This is a genomic window from Streptomyces sp. NPDC086787 (genome assembly GCF_044745865.1).
Lineage (GTDB): Bacteria > Actinomycetota > Actinomycetes > Streptomycetales > Streptomycetaceae > Streptomyces.
Map to the genome: position 1 here is coordinate 301261 of NZ_JBIVBC010000007.1, position 16993 is coordinate 318253.

General features: G+C 71.3%; 16 protein-coding genes. 8 read left to right on the plus strand and 8 right to left on the minus strand.

All coding sequences use genetic code 11. The features are described from left to right. Positions 1–36: 36 nt before the first annotated feature. The gene (locus ACIPK3_RS19695) at positions 37–1362 is read left to right on the plus strand and encodes a serine-threonine protein kinase (RefSeq protein ID WP_402571254.1); all 1326 of its coding nucleotides are present in this window, start codon (positions 37–39) and stop codon (positions 1360–1362) included. A 59-nt stretch (positions 1363–1421) separates the two neighbouring features. Here ACIPK3_RS19695 and ACIPK3_RS19700 read toward each other — a convergent pair whose 3' ends face one another. Beyond that, positions 1422–4205, minus strand: coding sequence for a penicillin acylase family protein (locus ACIPK3_RS19700; RefSeq protein WP_402571255.1), 2784 nt, complete (start codon positions 4203–4205; stop codon positions 1422–1424). A gap of 310 nt (positions 4206–4515) precedes the next feature. Here ACIPK3_RS19700 and ACIPK3_RS19705 point away from each other — a divergent pair, with 310 nt between their 5' ends. Next, positions 4516–5118, plus strand: coding sequence for a hypothetical protein (locus ACIPK3_RS19705; protein ID WP_402571257.1), 603 nt, complete (start codon positions 4516–4518; stop codon positions 5116–5118). A 168-nt stretch (positions 5119–5286) separates the two neighbouring features. Next, positions 5287–6354: an RNA ligase (ATP) gene (locus tag ACIPK3_RS19710; protein ID WP_402571258.1), complete on the plus strand. Its 1068-nt coding sequence runs from the start codon at positions 5287–5289 to the stop codon at positions 6352–6354. Positions 6355–6373: 19 nt separating this feature from the next. On the opposite strand, the gene soxR is transcribed toward ACIPK3_RS19710, so the two are convergent. Then, positions 6374–6826: a redox-sensitive transcriptional activator SoxR gene (gene soxR / locus ACIPK3_RS19715; RefSeq protein ID WP_402571259.1), complete on the minus strand. Its 453-nt coding sequence runs from the start codon at positions 6824–6826 to the stop codon at positions 6374–6376. Between the two features lie 129 nt (positions 6827–6955). On the opposite strand from soxR, the gene ACIPK3_RS19720 reads away from it, so the two are divergent. Further along, complete coding sequence (locus ACIPK3_RS19720; RefSeq protein WP_402571261.1) at positions 6956–7417, plus strand: MaoC family dehydratase; 462 nt, start codon at positions 6956–6958, stop codon at positions 7415–7417. Between the two features lie 52 nt (positions 7418–7469). Here the strand turns inward: ACIPK3_RS19720 and ACIPK3_RS19725 are convergent, their stop codons facing one another. From ACIPK3_RS19725 to ACIPK3_RS19735, 3 genes are all read right to left on the minus strand, one after another. Next, positions 7470–8093, minus strand: a complete 624-nt coding sequence (locus ACIPK3_RS19725; protein WP_402571263.1) for a TetR/AcrR family transcriptional regulator — start codon at positions 8091–8093, stop codon at positions 7470–7472. A gap of 72 nt (positions 8094–8165) precedes the next feature. Beyond that, complete coding sequence (locus ACIPK3_RS19730) at positions 8166–8453, minus strand: YiaA/YiaB family inner membrane protein (protein WP_402571264.1); 288 nt, start codon at positions 8451–8453, stop codon at positions 8166–8168. 60 nt (positions 8454–8513) lie between these two features. After that, entirely contained in the window at positions 8514–9665 is a 1152-nt protein-coding gene (locus tag ACIPK3_RS19735) for an acyl-CoA dehydrogenase family protein (RefSeq protein ID WP_402571406.1), read from the minus strand. Between the two features lie 101 nt (positions 9666–9766). On the opposite strand from ACIPK3_RS19735, the gene ACIPK3_RS19740 reads away from it, so the two are divergent. Together ACIPK3_RS19740 and ACIPK3_RS19745 are read left to right on the plus strand one after the other, a co-directional pair. Further along, a complete protein-coding gene (locus ACIPK3_RS19740) occupies positions 9767–10402 on the plus strand; it encodes a TetR/AcrR family transcriptional regulator (RefSeq protein WP_402571265.1) in 636 nt (211 codons plus the stop codon). 61 nt (positions 10403–10463) lie between these two features. Next, the gene (locus ACIPK3_RS19745) at positions 10464–11399 is read left to right on the plus strand and encodes a DMT family transporter (RefSeq protein ID WP_402571266.1); all 936 of its coding nucleotides are present in this window, start codon (positions 10464–10466) and stop codon (positions 11397–11399) included. Positions 11400–11450: 51 nt separating this feature from the next. Here the strand turns inward: ACIPK3_RS19745 and ACIPK3_RS19750 are convergent, their stop codons facing one another. The 3 genes from ACIPK3_RS19750 to ACIPK3_RS19760 all read right to left on the minus strand — a co-directional run bounded on the left by ACIPK3_RS19750 (position 11451) and on the right by ACIPK3_RS19760 (position 14652). Further along, complete coding sequence (locus tag ACIPK3_RS19750) at positions 11451–12533, minus strand: zinc-binding dehydrogenase (RefSeq protein WP_402571268.1); 1083 nt, start codon at positions 12531–12533, stop codon at positions 11451–11453. A gap of 14 nt (positions 12534–12547) precedes the next feature. Further along, entirely contained in the window at positions 12548–13936 is a 1389-nt protein-coding gene (locus ACIPK3_RS19755) for an aldehyde dehydrogenase family protein (RefSeq protein ID WP_402571270.1), read from the minus strand. Positions 13937–14034: 98 nt separating this feature from the next. Next, the gene (locus ACIPK3_RS19760; RefSeq protein WP_402571408.1) at positions 14035–14652 is read right to left on the minus strand and encodes a TetR family transcriptional regulator; all 618 of its coding nucleotides are present in this window, start codon (positions 14650–14652) and stop codon (positions 14035–14037) included. Between the two features lie 244 nt (positions 14653–14896). On the opposite strand from ACIPK3_RS19760, the gene hmgA reads away from it, so the two are divergent. Beyond that, positions 14897–16213 (plus strand): homogentisate 1,2-dioxygenase, encoded by a 1317-nt coding sequence (gene hmgA / locus ACIPK3_RS19765; protein WP_402571272.1) that lies wholly within the window; start codon positions 14897–14899, stop codon positions 16211–16213. Between the two features lie 27 nt (positions 16214–16240). Further along, positions 16241–16990 carry a GntR family transcriptional regulator gene (locus tag ACIPK3_RS19770; protein WP_402571274.1) on the plus strand — a complete coding sequence of 250 codons (750 nt, stop codon included), beginning with the start codon at positions 16241–16243 and terminating at the stop codon, positions 16988–16990. Positions 16991–16993: the final 3 nt, after the last annotated feature.

Below are 16993 nucleotides of genomic sequence, written 5' to 3' on the forward strand. Positions count from 1 at the left end.
CACATCGCACCGCTGCGGGGGACGAGGTGGCCTTTCATGGTGAATTCCGGGACGACCGTGGCTCCCTACTGGGAGTTGACCTTCGACGCGGACGGCGACCCGGACGGCAGGGAGCGGGACCGCCTCCTCGGCGAGGTCACGGCGCGCGGTGTGCGTGACCTGATCGTCTTCGCCCACGGCTGGAACAACGACCGCTCGGGTGCGACCGCGCTCTACCGCCGGTTCTTCGCACCGGTCCCGAAGCTGGCGCCGAAGGCGAGGATCGGCTACGTGGGGGTGATCTGGCCGTCGATGCGGTTCTGCGACGAGCCGATCCCGGACTTCCCGCACACCGCCGTCCCCGCGCCCGCTCCCGCCACCGCGCTGGACGGGGACACCCGGCACGCGCTGCTGGAGACCTTCCCCGGCCGGGCCACCCTGGTCGAACAGATCACCCGGCTGCTGGACCAGCGGCCGCCCGAGGACGCCGAGCTGGAGGAGTTCGGGCGGCTGGTGAGGGAGCTGGTCGAGGTGGTGCCGGGCGGCCCCCAGCCGCTGTTCGCGGCGGACACCCTGGCGGAGGGGGTACCGCAGAGCGACCCCCTGCTGTTCACCGGCGACACGGTGGCCGTCTGCACCGACTTCGCGCGGGCCCTGGCCTGGCTCGCCGCGGGCGGGGCGGGCGACAGTCCCCGGAATTTCTCGTTGCCGAACCCCTGGGACGGGGCCCGCGAACTGCTGCGCCAGGCGACCTACTGGGCGATGAAGCGGCGGGCGGGCACCGTCGGCGAGCGGGGACTCGGGCCGGTGATCGGGCAGTTGGCGGTCCGGGCGCCCAAGGTGCGGGTGCATCTGGTCGGGCACAGCTTTGGCGGCCGGCTGGTGTCGTTCGCGCTGCGGGGGCTGCCCGAGGGGGTGCGCACGGTGAAGTCCGTGACGCTGCTCCAGGGTGCCTTCTCGCACTACGCCTTCTCGGCGCGACTGCCGCACGACCCGCACGCGGGCGGGGTGCTCCAGGGGCAGCAGAACCGCGTCGACGGTCCGCTGGTGTGCTGTCACTCGACGTACGACTCGTCACTCGGCACCATGTATCCGCTGGCCTCCCGGATGGCCGACGACGACGACTCGTTCACCGGTGACGCCATCGGCCGGCTGCTCGGTCCCAAGTGGGGGGCGATGGGCCACGACGGCGTCCAGGCGGTACCGGGCACGCGCGCGCTGGACCTCGCCGGAGCACTGCGCGGCCCGCTGCCCGCGTCGGGCTGCGTCAACGTGGACGCGGCGGCGGTGGTCAGACACGGCGGCCCGCCGACCGGCGCACACAGCGACATCGTGCATCCGGAGTTGGCCCGGCTGGTACTGGCGGCGGGCCGCATCGCCTGACGGCGGGCCGCGTGGTGCGGCCCGCCGTCGGTTCCGGGGTCACCGGTGTAGTCCCGGTGTCACCGGTGCGAGGTGTACTCCACGACCTGCTGGTAGGTCGGGCGGTTCTGCCAGCTGATCTTGCCGTGCTTGATGCCGCCGAGGACGCGCTGGGCGATCGAGTCGGCACACCACTGGTCGCCCGCCGAGCACTGGTCGTCGCCGGGGTAGACCTGGGCGGCGGTCAGACCGGCGGCCGTCTTGAGGCTGCCGATCAGGAGGTCCCGGCAGCTGCTGAGGCTGCCCGCGCCGCAGTACGTGCGCGTCAGGCCGCCCTGTACGGACTCACCGAGCACAGCCCGGATGTCCTTGTCGACATAGCTCCACCAGCCGTACTGGAAGGCACTGCCCGCGTGTGCGCCGGTCGGGCCGTGGGCGGCGGAGGGGGACTCGTCGACGGGCAGGTTGTTGCCGAGGGCGGTGTAGAGGGCGTCCCCGAGACCGGGCTGGAACTCGGCCTTCACCAGCAGCGGCCACCAGGCGTCCAGGATCCGGATGGCGTCCGCGTCGGCGTACTTCTTGGCACCGGCCGACGTCTCGGTGCGCCGGGCGCCCGCGGTCAGCCAGGTCTGGAGTTTGCTCACTGCCGCCGCGGCCGTGGCGTCGGTCACCGGTGAGCTGTTGACGACCTTCAGCAGCTTCGGCAGCACGTCCTCGGCCCGCAGGTCGGCGAGTGCCGCGTCCGCCATCGCCTTGACGAGCGCGGTCCGGGTGACCCCGCCGGCCGCGACCAGCTTCTTGACCCGGTCGTCCAGGAGATCGCCCCGGTGCACCGAGCCGTCGCCCCAGGACGCGGTCGTGTAGTCCTCGGCCTGCTTGTTGTTCCAGGAGATGTAGTAGTCCTGGTCGATGGAGTTGGGGTGCGCGGAGGGCGGGGTGTAGTCGGCGGTGTTGGTCGCCGGGTCCCAGTTGCGCCACTCGTACGCCGGCTGCGCCCAGGCCGGGAACTCCGCGTCGACGCCGTTCGCCCGTACCGGGTTGTCACCGCTGTTGTAGTAGGCGGTGTGCTGGGAGTCGGCGTAGAACCAGTTGAAGGTGTAGTTGATGTGCTGCACCGCACTCTGGAAGGTACCCGGGCTCTTGACGTAGTCGGGGTCGTTCAGCATCTGGAAGCCGATGATCGAGTCGGCCTCGTGCAGGTAGGAGGAGCGCAGCGTGGTGTAGGCGACCTTCTTGCCGCCGACGGTGGCCCGGTAGGCCACCGGTCCGTACTTGGTGCGCCAGACCCGCATCGTGTACGACCCGGCCGGGGTGCTGTCGGCCGTGGTCGGCTTCCACGCGTTCTTCTGCTCGACCTTGTCCATCGCCGTGCAGGTGCCGTGGTACAGGTAGTGGTAGTCGTCCTGGCACAGTTCGACGGCGTAGCTGTCGATGATGTCCTGGCCTGAGGTGGTGGCGCTCCAGGAGTAGTCCTGGCCGCGGCCCAGTTCGACGTACATGCTCAGGCCCGCGAAGGAGGCGCCGCGGGCGCTGATGCCGGGCCCCTGGATCTCCTGGAGCATGAGCAGCTGCGGGGCGAAGTAGCCGGTCTGCGGTCCGAAGACGGCGACGGGGTGGCCGCTCGCGGTGTGCTTGCCGCTCACCACCAGGGCGTTGGACATGCCGCGCCTGGCCGATCCCAGGGAAGTCCGCGCCGCGGTGGCCGACGTGCCGGTCGCGGAGGCGGTGGCCGCGCTGCCGGTGCGGTCGTACACCAGTGGTTCCTGGATCGCCGACCCGGCGTCGGGCAGCGCCTCGCCCTGGGCGTCGGCCGGCCTGCCGCCGTAGGGGAAGCTCTGGCCGTCGTGGACGGTGAGGGCGGCCTCGGGGTCGTTGCGCTCGCGGAAGGCCTCCCAGACCCTGGTGCCCTCCTCGACGCCGTACCTGGACTGGGCGGCGATCAGGGAGATGGCGTTGTTGACCTCACCGCCGCCGCCCGAGCCGAACAGGGAGCCGATGACGGAGGCCAGCGCGACCAGGTCGGTGATCTTGAAGTGGTCGATGGTGCCGGCGTTGGTGATCGGGTCCTTGTGTCCCGTCAGGTCGTACTCGCCGGGGAAGTAGCGGCCCTTGTCGGAGGCGTCGATGTAGGAGTTGATGCCGTCGAGGTAGGCGTTGGCGTCGGCGATGGCCTGCTGGCCACGGGCGCCGTTCCTGGCCACGGTGTTGTCGATCTGGGCCTGGAGGTCCGCCTCGGTGTAGGGGGCGTTGCGGTAGAACTCCTGCTCCAGGCCCTGGTTGCCGGCGGCGCCGCCCGCGAAGGAGGTCAGCTGACCGCGGCCGACGTGCCGGAACACGTCCATGAGCCAGAGCCGGTCCTCGGCGGCGGCGTATCCGGCCCCGAACTCGGTGCCGTACCTGGTGGTGCCGGTGATGTGGGGCACACCGGTCTTCTTGTCGCGGACGATGCTCACGTCGCCGCGCCCGGCCGGCTTCTCGGTGGAGGCGACCTGGTCGGCGGCGACCCCGAAGGACGCGTCGTCGAAGAAGGTGTTGATCTTCGCGTCGGTGAGCCCCGAGTAGCCCGTGGCCAGGTTTGCGTAGGGACCGAGCTGGTCCTCGGCGTGCGCGGGCTGGGTGCCGAAGACCTGGTTGAGGAGGATCTGGGCGAGGGTGGCGTTGCCGTTCTCGCCGGGCGGCAGGATGTCCGAACACTGCCCGCCGCAGTAGTCGTTGGAGGCCGCAGCCGCGGCGGGCGCCTGCGCCAGGGGGGACAACAGACCCGCGAGCAGAACGCATATCGATGCGGATTTCAGGAACCCGGTGAGTGTGCCGGGAGTTCTCAGTCTGGTGGACAACGCGTTGCGTGGGGTGCGCCGTGCCATGGCAGCTCCTGTTGGAACGTGGGTTGGCCGGACGTTACCCCCGGTAGCTGCGAAGGTGAAGATGAACAATCGTCATTTTTTGGTGTCCCCGCCGCCGTTGCCCGCGGTCAACCCGGGCCGGGTTATGGACGGCATCGGAAAACGTATGGAGCCGGATCGAGTGTCGATACGTCTATTCGGCGACGCCGTACGGGGCAGCCGTACAGAGCGGCCGTACGGAGTCAGCAGAGTCAACGGAGTCATGCGAAGTCCGCGCGACGCCGCCGAAGTGACCGAAGTACAGGTACAGGTGTGACGGAGGTGCAGGGCGATGGCCGGTTTCCGGAGTCTGGCGAGACAGGTGCGAGATCCGAGGTGCGACCTGGCACTGCGGCGCTACTCGCTGCGCAAGTGCCTTGAGCGGTTCGCTCCCTACGGGCACAGGGCGACCTGGGACCATCTGTGCTCGCGGGCCGGGTTCGGCCCCGAGGACCGCTCCCCCGACCCGGCGCGGCTCGTGGCCGCGCTGGAGGAACTGGAGGAGGCCCGGGCCGTCTGGCTCGCCTATGAGGCCGAGTTCGCCGAACGCCGCAGGAAGGAGAAGCACGACGGGCTGCGCCGGCCGGGCAGCGTGGACGACTGGCACCGGCTGACCTGGGGCGGTTTCGGCGTCGCCTGGTGCGACGATCCGCGGGTCCACCCCCATGAGCCGCTCGCCGAGGTGCTGCGGCGACTGACCGCCGCCCTGGAACGGGCACCAGGCTCGGTCTGTCCGGTCTGCGACGGAGAACACCTCGTCTGGAAGTACGACCTGGACCACGAACCATCGGCGGGTCCGGTCTGCGCGGACTGCGGGATCCTCGTCCCACGGCCCGTGCTCACCCCCGAGTCACTGGCCTGCGCCAGGCGCGACAGGCTGCTCGTGTCGGCCTGAGGCACGTCGGGGGTGCGCCGGGGACCACCCACTTCCCCGAACCGGGCCGCACCCCCTCAACGCGCGGCGCGACTGTAGCAACGGATAAACCAGTCGCTCCACCCCTTTGTCCCACGGACAGTTGACGGCGATGAGACACGCCTGAAGCACACGTCCGAGGAGCCCGACATGTCGACGCTGCGCGTCACCGCCGAAGTGCTGACCGTCCATGAACACCCCAACGCCGACGCGCTCGAACTGGCGCAGGTGGGCCTGTACCGCGCAGTCGTCGCCAAGGGGGCGTACCGCACCGGCGAGACCGCCGTCTACATCCCCGAGCAGTCCGTGCTGCCGCCCGGGCTGATCGAGGAGCTCGGGCTGACCGGCCGGCTGGCGGGCTCGCGCGCCGACCGGGTCAGGGCGATACGCCTGCGCGGGGAGCTGTCCCAGGGCATCGTGTGCCGCCCGAAGGCCCTCGCCGACGTCGACCTGGAACGCGCGGCCGCCGAGGGCACCGACTTCGCGGAGCGGCTCGGTGTCACCAAGTGGGTGCCGCCCGTGCCGCCGACCATGAACGGTGAGGTCGAGTCGGCGCCGGAGCTGCTGCGCTGGGTCGACATCGAGAACATCCAGCGCTACCCCGCCATCTTCGAGCCGGGCGAGCCGGTCGTCCTGACCGAGAAGCTGCACGGTTCGGCGTGCCTGCTGACCTATGTGGCCGACGAGGGGCGGGTGTTCGTCTCCTCCAAGGGTTTCGGCGCCAAGTCCCTCGCGCTGAAGGAGGACCCGCGCAATCTGTACTGGCGGGCGATCCGCGCGCACGGGGTCGCCGAGGCCGCCGCCCGACTCGCCGAGCGGCTCGGCGCGCGCCGGGTCGGAATCTTCGGCGAGGTGTACGGCGCCGGGGTGCAGGACCTGACCTACGGCGCCGACGGCCGCCGCGAGACGCTCGGGTACGCGGTGTTCGACGTGTCCGCGGACATCGGCGGGGAGGAGCGCTGGCTGGACGCGGAGGAGTCGCTGAAGGGTGAGCTGCCGCTCGTGCCACGGCTGTACGAGGGGCCGTACGACGTCGAGCGGGTGCTGGAGCTCGCCAGTGGGCGGGAGACCGTGTCCGGGCGTGAGCTGCATCTGCGGGAAGGGGTGGTGATCCGTACCGCGGTCGAGCGGCGCAGTCCGGTGACCGGGGGACGAGCGATCGCCAAGGCGGTCAGCCCGGCGTATCTGACGCGCAAGGGCGGGACCGAGTTCGAGTAGGTCTCCCCCGGCCCGCGGGTCACGAGGACATCAGCCGCGATCCGGTGCGCCGCTCGCCGAACTCGTCGTCCGGGTTGGAGAGCACGCAGTTGGCCAGGGACAGGCAGCCGCAGCCGATGCAGTCGGTGAGGTGATCGCGCAGCCGGTTCAGCTGCTTGATGCGCTCGTCCAGTTCGGAGCGCCACGCCTCGGAGAGGCGGGCCCAGTCCTCGCGGGTCGGGGTCCGCTCCTCGGGGAGTTGCGCGAGTGCCTCGCGGATCGTGGCGAGGGGGATGCCGACTCGCTGGGCGGCACGGACGAACGCGACGCGGCGCAGGGTGTCACGGGTGTAGCGGCGCTGGTTGCCGGGGGTGCGGCTGCTGCGGATGAGTCCTTTGGACTCGTAGAAGCGCAGTGCGGAGACGGCGGCGCCGCTGCGCGCCGACAACTGGCCGACGGTCAGCTCGTGGATCTTCTCGGGGATCTGGGGCACCTCTCAGACCCTACCCACCGGTCACCCCCGGCGTGCGTTGACATCGGCCGCCCCGCCCACCATGCTAAGCAGTTGCTTAGGCAGTTGCTTGGCGCGACAGGCGATTTCATGACGCGAGAGGCCGGGAACATGGCAGAACCGAGGATCTTCACTTCCCCCGACGAGCTCAAGGCGGCGGTGGGCGAGCAGCTTGGCCACACCGACTGGCTGGAGATCGACCAGAAGCGGATCGACCTCTTCGCGGACGCCACCGGTGACCACCAGTGGATCCACGTCGACCCGGAGAAGGCCGCCGCCGGACCGTTCGGGACGACCATCGCGCACGGCTATCTGACCCTCTCCCTGCTGCCGATCTTCGGCCCCCAGCTGATGTCGGTCGAGGGGGTCAGGATGGGCGTGAACTACGGCACCAACAAGGTCCGCTTCCCCGCCCCCGTCCCGGTCGGCTCCCGGCTGCGGGCCACCGCGACGATCAACGGCGTCGAGGACGTGTCGGGCGGCGTGCAGGTGACCGTCGCCTTCACCGTGCAGCGAGAGGGCGGCGACAAGCCCGTCTGTGTCGCGGAGTCGGTGGTCCGGTACTACTTCTGACCCGGAACCGCGTCGGCGACGCCCGCGCCCGTGCGCGGGTGCCGCCGGCGGTTCACCTCGTGCCGACCATCCGCAGTACGAGTTCGGCGTAGAGGGTGCCGACCTGTTCGGGGGTGCGGGGGCCGTCCACGTTGAACCAGCGGGCCACGTCGATGCACAGGGACAGCACCGCGAGGGTGGTGCCGTGGACGTCCATGACGTCGAACTCGCCGGAGGCGACGCCCTCCTCGATGATGCCGCGCACCTCGGCGTCGACCTGTCGGCGCAGGCCGAGGATCTCGGCGCGGGCGTCGGGGCCCAGGGCGTCGAGTTCGTACTGCACGACCCGCGCGGTGGTGCGCCGCCCGGCGTGCCAGCGGACGAAGGAGCCGACCGCGTCGGCGAGCCGGTCACGCGCGCTGCCCTCGCGTCGTGCGGCGGTGCGCAGGATGTCCAGCGCGCGGTCGTGGCCGAGCCGGCTGATGCGGTGGAGCAGTTCTTCCTTGGTCTTGTAGTGGATGTAGAGCGCGGCCGGGCTCATCCCGGCACGGCCCGCGATGTCACGGGTCGTCGTCGCGTGGTAGCCGCGCTCGGCGAAGGCTTCCACGGCGGCGACGAGGAGCCGCCGGGCCGCGTCCGGGGTGACCTCTTCCCACGGCTCGACCTCGCCGCCGGTCGTCTCCTGCGCCGTACTCATCGCTCGTTAGCCCCTCTCGCTGCAGGAGCTACACCATACCGCCGACACTGAGCGGCCGCTTAGCGTGCCTGCTCAGATCTTCTCGAAGGGGTCGTGCTCGGCGAGGAGCTTCTCCAGCCGCGCCTGGTCGACCCGGCTGACGATCCGCCCCGCCTCCTGGCGGTCCCTGATCACCTTGGCCAGGGTGAAGCTGGAGGTGACGAGGTACAGGACCGCGATGGCCAGGAAGGCCCGGACCCACGCGTCGGCGTCCAGCCGGAAGATCCCGATGGACGTGGCCGCCATGGCGATGGCGAAGGAGGCGACGGCCTGGCCGTAGAACGCGGCCGTGCTCTGCTGCTTGACCGGTGTGTCACTCATGGGTCAAGCCTCGCCGGGCGCGGCCCCCGGCACATCCGCCGACGTACTCAGACGCCGTACTCAGAAGGCCGAGACTCCCGTGAGCGCCCGCCCGATGAGCAGCTTCTGGATCTGGCTGGTGCCCTCGTAGAGGGTCATCACCCGGGCGTCGCGCAGGAGTTTGCCGACCGGGTACTCGTCGATGTAACCGTAGCCGCCGAAGACCTGGAGGGCGTTGTTCGCAGCGCGGACCGCCGCCTCGGAGGCGAACAGCTTGGCCTTGGAGGACTCCACGGCGAAGGGCAGGCCCCGGTCGACCAGGTCGGCCACCCGCCAGGTCAGCAGGCGGGCCGCGTCCACGTCGACCGCGATGTCACTGATCAGCTCCTGCACCAGCTGGTGGCGGGCGATGGGCTTGCCGAACTGCTCGCGCTCCCCCGCGTACCGCACCGCCGCGTCCAGCGCGGCCTGGGCTATGCCGACACAGCCCGCGGCGACCGACATGCGCCCCTTGGCGAGCGCGGACATGGCGACCGTGAACCCCTTGCCCTCCGCACCGAGCAGCGCCGAGGCCGGTACCCGTACGTCCTCCAGGACCAGTTCGGCGGTGGCCTGGCCGCGCAGCCCGAGCTTGCCGTGGACCGCGCGCCGGGTCAGGCCGGGCGTGTCGGTGGGCACGAGGAAGGCCGAGACGCCCTTGTGGCCGGGCGCGTCCGTGGAGCGGGCGAACAGCAGCACGACGTCGGCCCAGGTGCCGTTGGTGATGAACATCTTGGTGCCGTTGATGACGTAGTCGTCGCCGTCGCGCACCGCCCGGGCGGTGAGGCTGCCCGCGTCCGATCCGGTGCCCGGTTCGGTGAGCCCGAAGCAGCCGACGTACTCGCCGGAGGTCAGTCCGGGCAGCCAGCGGCGCTTCTGCTCCTCGCTGCCCCAGGCCGCGACGGACTTGGTGACGAGGCCGAGGGAGACGGAGACGATCCCGCGGACCGAGGAGTCACCACGGCCCAGTTCCTCCGTGACCAGGCAGTACGCCAGATGGTCGCCACCGGAGCCGCCGTACTCCTCGTCGACCGTCAGCCCCAGGAAGCCGACCTCGCCGAGCTTCTTCACGATGCCCCGGTCGACCTCCTCCGCGCGGTCCCAGGCGATCACGTGGGGGGTGATCTCCCGCTCCACGAAGTCGCGGGCGAGCTGCCGGACGGCGTTCTGTTCCTCGCTGAGCTCCAGGTTCACGACGGGACCACCCCACGGTTGACGCACGACTCGGCAACCTTGAAAGCCGTACATTTAAATTAGCACTGCTAGTTTCATGGTGCAGCCCTACTATGTGCGCCATGGCCCGACCGCGCAAGCCCCTCCTGAGCACCGACCGGATCGTCGAGACGGCACGCGAACTCGTGGACGCGGAGGGCCTGGCGGCCGTCTCCACCCGGCGGCTCGCCGCGGAGCTGGGCGTGAGCGGACCCTCGCTCTACAACCACTTCCACACCAAGGACGAGATCCTGGAAGCGGTCGCGGACTCGGTGAGCGCCCAGGTCGACCTGGCGATGTTCGAGGACGGCCGGGACTGGCGGACCGCGCTGCACGACTGGGCCGTCTCCTACCGCGGCGCCCTGCGCGACCACCCGAACATCGTCCCGGTCCTCGCGAGCGGACCCGGTCGGCGTCCCGCCGGACTGCGGCTCGCCGACGCGGTCTACGGCGCGATGGTCGGCGCCGGCTGGCCGCCCGCGCAGGCCACCTCCATCGGCGCGCTGATGCGGTACTTCATCATGGGCTCCGCTCTCGGCTCCTTCGCCGGGGGCTTCGTGGACGACCAGAGCGCCTACGACCCCGCCGACTACCCCCACCTCGGGCAGGCCCACCTCCTCGCCGACCAGCAGGAGAAGATTGACGAGCGGGCCTTCGAGACCGGCCTGGCGGCGCTCCTTGACGGGCTGGCGCAGCAGTACGCGCAGTTCGCGCGGTGAGCCGGGTCCAGGTCCGAATACCGCTGGCACCGCGGTCGTGCGCCTGCCTAGCCTCTGGGACATGACGAACTCCCCGCCGACCCGCCACCCGATGTTCGCCGCCGGTGCCGCCGCGGTCACCGTCGTGCTGTGGGCGTCCGCCTTCGTGTCGATCCGCAGCGCGGGTGCCGCCTACTCACCAGGTGCCCTGGCGCTCGGGCGGCTGCTCGCCGGGGTGCTGACGCTGGGGGTGATCTGCCTCGTACGGCGCGAGGGCCTGCCGCCGCGGTCGGCGTGGCGTGGGATCGCGATATCCGGGCTGCTGTGGTTCGGGTTCTACATGGTGGTCCTGAACTGGGGCGAACAGCAGGTGGACGCGGGTACGGCGGCCCTGGTGGTCAACATCGGCCCGCTGCTCATCGCCCTGCTCGGCTCCCGGCTGCTCGGCGATCCGATGCCGCCGAGGCTGCTGGCGGGCATGGCCGTGTCGTTCTGCGGCGCGGTGACGGTGGGGCTGTCGATGTCGGGCGGGGGCGGCTCCTCCCTGCTCGGTGTGGTGCTGTGCCTGCTGGCGGCGGTGGCCTACGCCTTCGGCGTGGTCGCCCAGAAGCCCGCCCTGGCCCGCGCGAACGCGCTCCAGGTGACGACCTTCGGCTGTCTCGTCGGAGCCCTCGCATGTCTGCCGTTCGCCGGGCAGCTGGTGCGCGACGCCGCCCACGCGCCGGTCTCCGCGACGCTCAACATGGTCTACCTAGGCGTCTTCCCGACCGCGCTCGCCTTCACGACCTGGGCCTACGCCCTTGCCCGTACGACGGCGAGCCGACTGGGCGCGACCACGTACGCGGTGCCCGCGCTGGTCGTGCTGATGTCCTGGCTGGCACTCGGTGAGGTGCCGGGGATGCTGACGCTGGCGGGCGGGCTGCTCTGCCTGGCGGGTGTGGCGGTTTCGCGCTCGCGGAGTCGGGCGGTGACACCCCGGGGCGCGGCCGCGGAGCCGCACCCCGAGCAGGTCTCCTGACGTCCCTCCCCGCCGTCTCCAAGGCGTCGGATGCGGACGACGAGCAAGGCGTCAGAAGACGACGAGCGCCCGCCCGCCCTTCCCGGCCAGCATGTTCTCGAACGCGGCCGGGATCCCTTCGAGGGCGATCCGCTCCGTGACCAGCGCGCCCAGGTCCAGCCGGCCCGCCCGCACGTGCTCGGCGAGCACGGGAAGGTCCCGGGCCGGGTCGGAGTTGCCGTACACGCAGCCGGACAGGGTGCGCCCCCAGTGGAAGATCTCCAGGGCGTTGAAGGTGACCTGCTGGTCCTTGCCGCCGATGCCGACCACCGTCGTACGGCCGCCGCGCCGCGTGGCGTCCCAGGCGGCGCGGATGGAGACCGCGCGGCCCACGCATTCGACGGAGACGTCCACGCCCTGCTTCGAGGTGAGGGCGCGGATCTCCCGGGCGGTGTTCTCGGAGGCGACCACGTAGTCGGTGGCGCCCGCCCCGCGCGCCAGTTCCTCCTTGTCCGGGCCGACGTCCACCGCGACGATCCGCGCGGCGCCCGCGATCCGGGCGGCCTGGACGGCGGCCAGGCCGACCCCGCCGACGCCGAACACGGCGACCGTCTCGCCGGGCCGGACCTGGGCGGAGTGGTGGACGGCCCCGTAGCCGGTGAGGACCGCGCAGCCGAGGAGGGCGGCGTCCACGAGAGGCACCCCGTCCGGCAGCGGCAGCACACAGGAGGCGGCGACCACCGTCTCCTCGGCGAACGCGGCGACGTTGAGGCCGGGGTGGAGGTCGGTGCCGTCGACGGTGCGGGCGTAGACATCGCCGGCTCCGTTCAGCGCGTTGGCGCACAGCCACACCTCGCCGAGCGAACAGGCGTGGCAGATCCCGCAGGAGGGAGCCCAGTTGAGGACGACCGGGGCGCCGGGCGCGACATGGGTGACGCCCTCGCCGACGGCGACGACGGTGCCCGCGCCCTCATGGCCGAGCACGGCCGGTACGGGCACCCGCATGGTGCCGTCGGACAGGGACAGGTCGGAGTGGCAGACCCCGGCGGCGGCGAGCCGCACCCGGACCTGCCCGGGACCCGGCTCCGGCAGCTCGATGCCGGTGACCTCCAGCGGCGCCCCGACGGCGGGCAGGACTGCTGCGCGTACGGCCATGACTGGCGACTTCCTTAGAACTGGAGGGACTTGGTCTGGAGGTATTCGGCGAGCCCGTGCGCGCCGAGTTCCCGGCCCACCCCGGACTGCTTGTAGCCGCCGAAGGGGGCGAGGGGGTTGAAGCGGCCGCCGTTGATGTCGACCTGGCCGGTGTCCATGCGGCGGGCGAAGGCCACCGCCTCCGCCTCCTCACCGGCCCAGACGGCACCCGCGAGGCCGTAGACGGTCCCGTTGGCGATGCGCAGGGCGTCGTCCTCGTCCACGTACCGCAGGATGGTGAGGACCGGGCCGAAGATCTCCTCCTGTGCGATCGTCATCTCGGGGGTGACGTCGGCGAACACGGTGGGGCTCACGAAGTAGCCCCTCTCCTGCGGGGAATCGGTGCCCCCGGCGACCAGGCGGGCGCCCTCGTCGAGGCCCTTGTCGATGTAGCCCCGCACGCGGTCCCGCTGATTGCCGTTGACCAGCGGGCCGATGCGGTCGCCGTACTTGGCTGCGGCCGCCGTGGCGAGCTCCACCGCCTCCTCGTACTGGTCGGTGTGCACCAGCATGCGGGTCCAGGCGCTGCACGTCTGGCCGGAGTTGGACATGACGTTGGCGACACCGACACCGACGGCCTTGGCGAGGTCGGCGCTGGGCAGGATGACGTTGGCCGACTTGCCGCCGAGTTCCAGGGCGACCCGCTTGACGGCCGCACCCGCCGTCGCACCGATCTGCCGGCCGACCGCCGTGGAGCCGGTGAAGGAGACCAGGTCGACGTCCGGATGCTCGGCCAGGGCCTGGCCGGCGACCGGGCCGAGCCCGGTGACCAGGTTGAAGACGCCCGCCGGGATCCCCGCCTCATCGGCCGCCTCCGCGAAGAGCTGGGCGGTGAGCGGGGTGTCCTCGGCCGGCTTCAGCACGATCGTGCAGCCCGCGGCGAGCGCCGGGGCGACCTTCGCGACGATCTGGTGGAGCGGGTAGTTCCAGGGGGTGATGGCGCCGACCACGCCGACGGGCTCGTGGTGGACGGTGGAGTTGCCGACCTTCTCCTCGAAGACGTGGGTCGCGGCGAGCTCGGCGTAGGAGCCGGCGACCGCGATCGGCACGCCCGCGTGGACCATCTGGGAGAACGGCAGCGGTGAGCCGAGTTCCGCGGTGACCGTCTCGGCGATCTCGTCCTTACGGGCCACGAGCACGTCCCGCAGCGCGGTCAGACGGGCGGCGCGCTCGGCCGGCGGGGTGGCGGCCCAGGCGGGGAGGGCGGCGCGGGCGGCGCGTACGGCGGTGTCCACGTCGTCGGGGCCGGCGGCCGGGACCCGGCCGATGACCTGCTCGTCGGCCGGGTTCACGACCTCGATCACATCCGGGCCGAGCGCGGGGCGCCAGGCTCCGTCGATGTACAGACCGTCGTGTGCCTTCATGGTGCTTCCTCCCGGCGGGGCTGTGTCGTCCGAGCCACAAACTAGCGGCGATAGTTTTCCGGCGCCAGACGTGATCGTGTGCCCGGGGTTGGCTCGACTCAGTCCAGCACCCGCGCCAGATACGCGCGCAACAACTGCCGGGCCTCCGCGATGATCGCCTCGTCACCCTGCGGATCGACCCGGAAGGCCAGCTGGACGAGGGTGTCGGAGGTCTCCACCGCGATCAGGAAGCAGCGACGCATCGTGTCGTCCGGGGTGCGGTCGAGATAGTCCGACAGCATCGCGGTGAGCCGCGCCGCGACCCGGTGGTTGGGTTCGCCCCGTCGGGCGCCGACCGGGATCTGGTTGCCGAAGTCGACGAGGGCGAAGCCGGGGGCGGTCCGCTTCATGGCCAGGTACTCGTCGAGTACGGCGTCCATGGCCGCGCGCCAGTCCCCGCGCCGCGCGTCCGACAGCCGGGTGACGACACGCTCGGAGTACCGCTCCAGGTTGCGCTGGGCGAGCGCGTCGGCCATCTGCCGCTTGTTGCCGAAGAACCGGTAGACCGAACCGATGGGAACCTCGGCGCGCTGCGCGACGGCCCGCGTACTCAGGTCGTCGTAGCCGACCTCGTCCAGGAGCTCGGCGCAGGCGTCGAGGATCCTGCCCAGCCGTTCGGTACTGCGCCGCTGGACGGGCGCTCGGCGAATGGATGTCGCGTCGTGCACAGACTTCATCATGCCTTTCCGCCGGGGTCCGGTGAAGCTCGTCCCACAGTACGGAGGAATTCGCCCGTCACACTCATCGCACGGGTTCCCGGACGGCGCACGGACCTCCGGCGGACGCCACGGACGGGCGGCGACCCGGGGGTTCCGCCCCGGCGGCTGCACGACATGCCCTCTTGCGCCCACCGGCACCCAATCCTACGGTGTCCCATAGGAATAGGACGGGAACGGGAACCGGGTCGCGAGGGAGCGAGACATGAGCGGGGACGTGCGCAAGGCCGCCGAGCAGTTGGCGTATCTGTCCGGGTTCGGGAACGAGCACGCCTCCGAAGCGGTGCCGGGTGCGCTCCCCGAGGGGCGCAACGCGCCGCAGCGGGCGCCGCTCGGGCTGTACGCGGAACAGCTCAGCGGCTCGGCGTTCACCGAGCCGAGGGCGCACAACCGCCGCTCCTGGCTGTACCGGATCCACCCCTCGGCCGCGCACCCCCCGTTCACCCGTACCGGCAACGGCGGCATCCGCACGGCGCCGTTCACCGAGACCGTGCCCGACCCGAACCGACTGCGCTGGAACCCGCTGCCCGAGCCGCCGGCCGGGACGGACTTCCTCGCCGGTCTGTGGACCCTGGGCGGCAACGGCGACGCGACCCAGCGCACCGGCATGGCGGTGCACCTGTACCGCGCGGACTCGTCGATGGAGCGGGTGTTCAGCGACGCCGACGGCGAACTGCTGATCGTCCCGGAGCACGGCGGGCTGCTGCTGCGCACGGAGTTCGGGCTGCTGCACGCGGAGCCGGGGCATGTGGCGCTGATCCCGCGCGGCGTGCGCTTCCGGGTTGAGCTGCTGGACGACTCCGCGCGCGGTTACGTGTGCGAGAACTACGGGGCCCCCTTCCAGCTCCCCGACCTCGGCCCGATCGGCGCCAACGGCCTGGCCAACGCGCGCGACTTCCGTGCGCCGGTCGCCGCCTACGAGGACGTCGAGGGCCCGGTGGAGGTGGTGAACAAGTTCTGCGGCAACCTCTGGACCGCGACGTACGGCCACTCGCCGCTCGACGTGGTCGCCTGGCACGGCAACCACGTGCCGTACGTGTACGACCTGCGCCGCTTCAACGTCATCGGAACGATCTCGTACGACCATCCGGACCCGTCGATCTTCACGGTCCTCACCTCGCCCTCGGACACCCCGGGCCTGGCGGGCGTCGACTTCGTGGTGTTCGCGCCGCGCTGGCTGGTGGGCGAGGACACCTTCCGTCCGCCGTACTTCCACCGGAACGTGATGAGCGAGTACATGGGCCTGATCGAGGGCGCGTACGACGCGAAGGCGGAGGGCTTCGTGCCGGGCGGCGGCTCGCTGCACAACATGATGTCGGCGCACGGACCGGACCGGGAGACCTTCGACCGGGCGAGCGCGGCCGAGCTGCGGCCGCAGAAGATCGACGACGGTCTGGCGTTCATGTTCGAGACGCGCTGGCCGGTGACGCTCACCCCGCAGGCGGCGGGGGCCGAGCACCTCCAGCAGCGCTACGACGACGTGTGGCAGGGCCTTGAGCGGCACTTCCGCCCCTTGCACTGACCATTCCCGACCGGTACGGATGGCCCCGTGACCTCCTTCGCCCCCGACTCGATCGTCCTGAACCGCAAGCTGCCGCTCTGGTACCAGGTGTCGCAGTCGCTGCGCGCCTCGATACTCGGCCGCTCGCCCCAGGACCCGTTGCGCCTGCCCACCGAGGAACGGCTGGCGGCGCACTACGGCGTGAGTGTGCTGACCATGCGGCAGGCGCTCAAGGAGCTGGAGGACGAGGGGCTGATCAGCCGGCACCGCCGTCGGGGCACGTTCATCGAGCCCGGCGCCCGGCGGGCCACGCCCGTGCGGCTGCTGGGCTCGGTGGACGCGATCGTGGCCCAGCAGTCCGGCATGACGACGGAACTGCTGGAGCACGGCACGGTACCGGTCGGGGCCGAACTCGCCGAGTACTTCCCGGACCTGGAAGAGGTGGCGATGTACCACCGGCTGCGCGGCGAGGAGCAGACCGGCGAGCCGACCAACCACGCCCGCAACCACGTCCGTCCCGAACTCGCCGCGCGCATCGACCCGGAGGACCTGGTGCGCCGGCCGATGACCAAGGTGCTGCGCGACCTGGCCGGTGCGGACATCAGCCGGATCACCGACACCGTGGAGGCCCGCCTGGCCGACCCGGACACCGCCCGGCTGCTCCAGGTCCCGCTGCTCAGCCCGATCCTGCACTACACGGGCGTCACCTATGACGGCGAAGGCCGCGTGCTCGACGTGGCGGTCATCCACTACCGGGGCGACCGCTTCTCCTTCACGGTGACCCTGGACGCCACCTGACCC

Excerpts from the sequence above, each read along its gene's own strand:
- ACIPK3_RS19695 (WP_402571254.1), top strand. The coding sequence starts at position 37 with ATGGTGAATTCCGGGACGACCGTGGCTCCCTACTGGGAGTTGACCTTC.
- ACIPK3_RS19700 (WP_402571255.1), bottom strand. The coding sequence starts at position 4,205 with ATGGCACGGCGCACCCCACGCAACGCGTTGTCCACCAGACTGAGAACT.
- ACIPK3_RS19705 (WP_402571257.1), top strand. The coding sequence starts at position 4,516 with ATGGCCGGTTTCCGGAGTCTGGCGAGACAGGTGCGAGATCCGAGGTGC.
- ACIPK3_RS19710 (WP_402571258.1), top strand. The coding sequence starts at position 5,287 with ATGTCGACGCTGCGCGTCACCGCCGAAGTGCTGACCGTCCATGAACAC.
- ACIPK3_RS19720 (WP_402571261.1), top strand. The coding sequence starts at position 6,956 with ATGGCAGAACCGAGGATCTTCACTTCCCCCGACGAGCTCAAGGCGGCG.
- ACIPK3_RS19725 (WP_402571263.1), bottom strand. The coding sequence starts at position 8,093 with ATGAGTACGGCGCAGGAGACGACCGGCGGCGAGGTCGAGCCGTGGGAA.
- ACIPK3_RS19730 (WP_402571264.1), bottom strand. The coding sequence starts at position 8,453 with ATGAGTGACACACCGGTCAAGCAGCAGAGCACGGCCGCGTTCTACGGC.
- ACIPK3_RS19740 (WP_402571265.1), top strand. The coding sequence starts at position 9,767 with ATGGCCCGACCGCGCAAGCCCCTCCTGAGCACCGACCGGATCGTCGAG.
- ACIPK3_RS19745 (WP_402571266.1), top strand. The coding sequence starts at position 10,464 with ATGACGAACTCCCCGCCGACCCGCCACCCGATGTTCGCCGCCGGTGCC.
- ACIPK3_RS19750 (WP_402571268.1), bottom strand. The coding sequence starts at position 12,533 with ATGGCCGTACGCGCAGCAGTCCTGCCCGCCGTCGGGGCGCCGCTGGAG.
- ACIPK3_RS19755 (WP_402571270.1), bottom strand. The coding sequence starts at position 13,936 with ATGAAGGCACACGACGGTCTGTACATCGACGGAGCCTGGCGCCCCGCG.
- ACIPK3_RS19760 (WP_402571408.1), bottom strand. The coding sequence starts at position 14,652 with ATGAAGTCTGTGCACGACGCGACATCCATTCGCCGAGCGCCCGTCCAG.
- hmgA (WP_402571272.1), top strand. The coding sequence starts at position 14,897 with ATGAGCGGGGACGTGCGCAAGGCCGCCGAGCAGTTGGCGTATCTGTCC.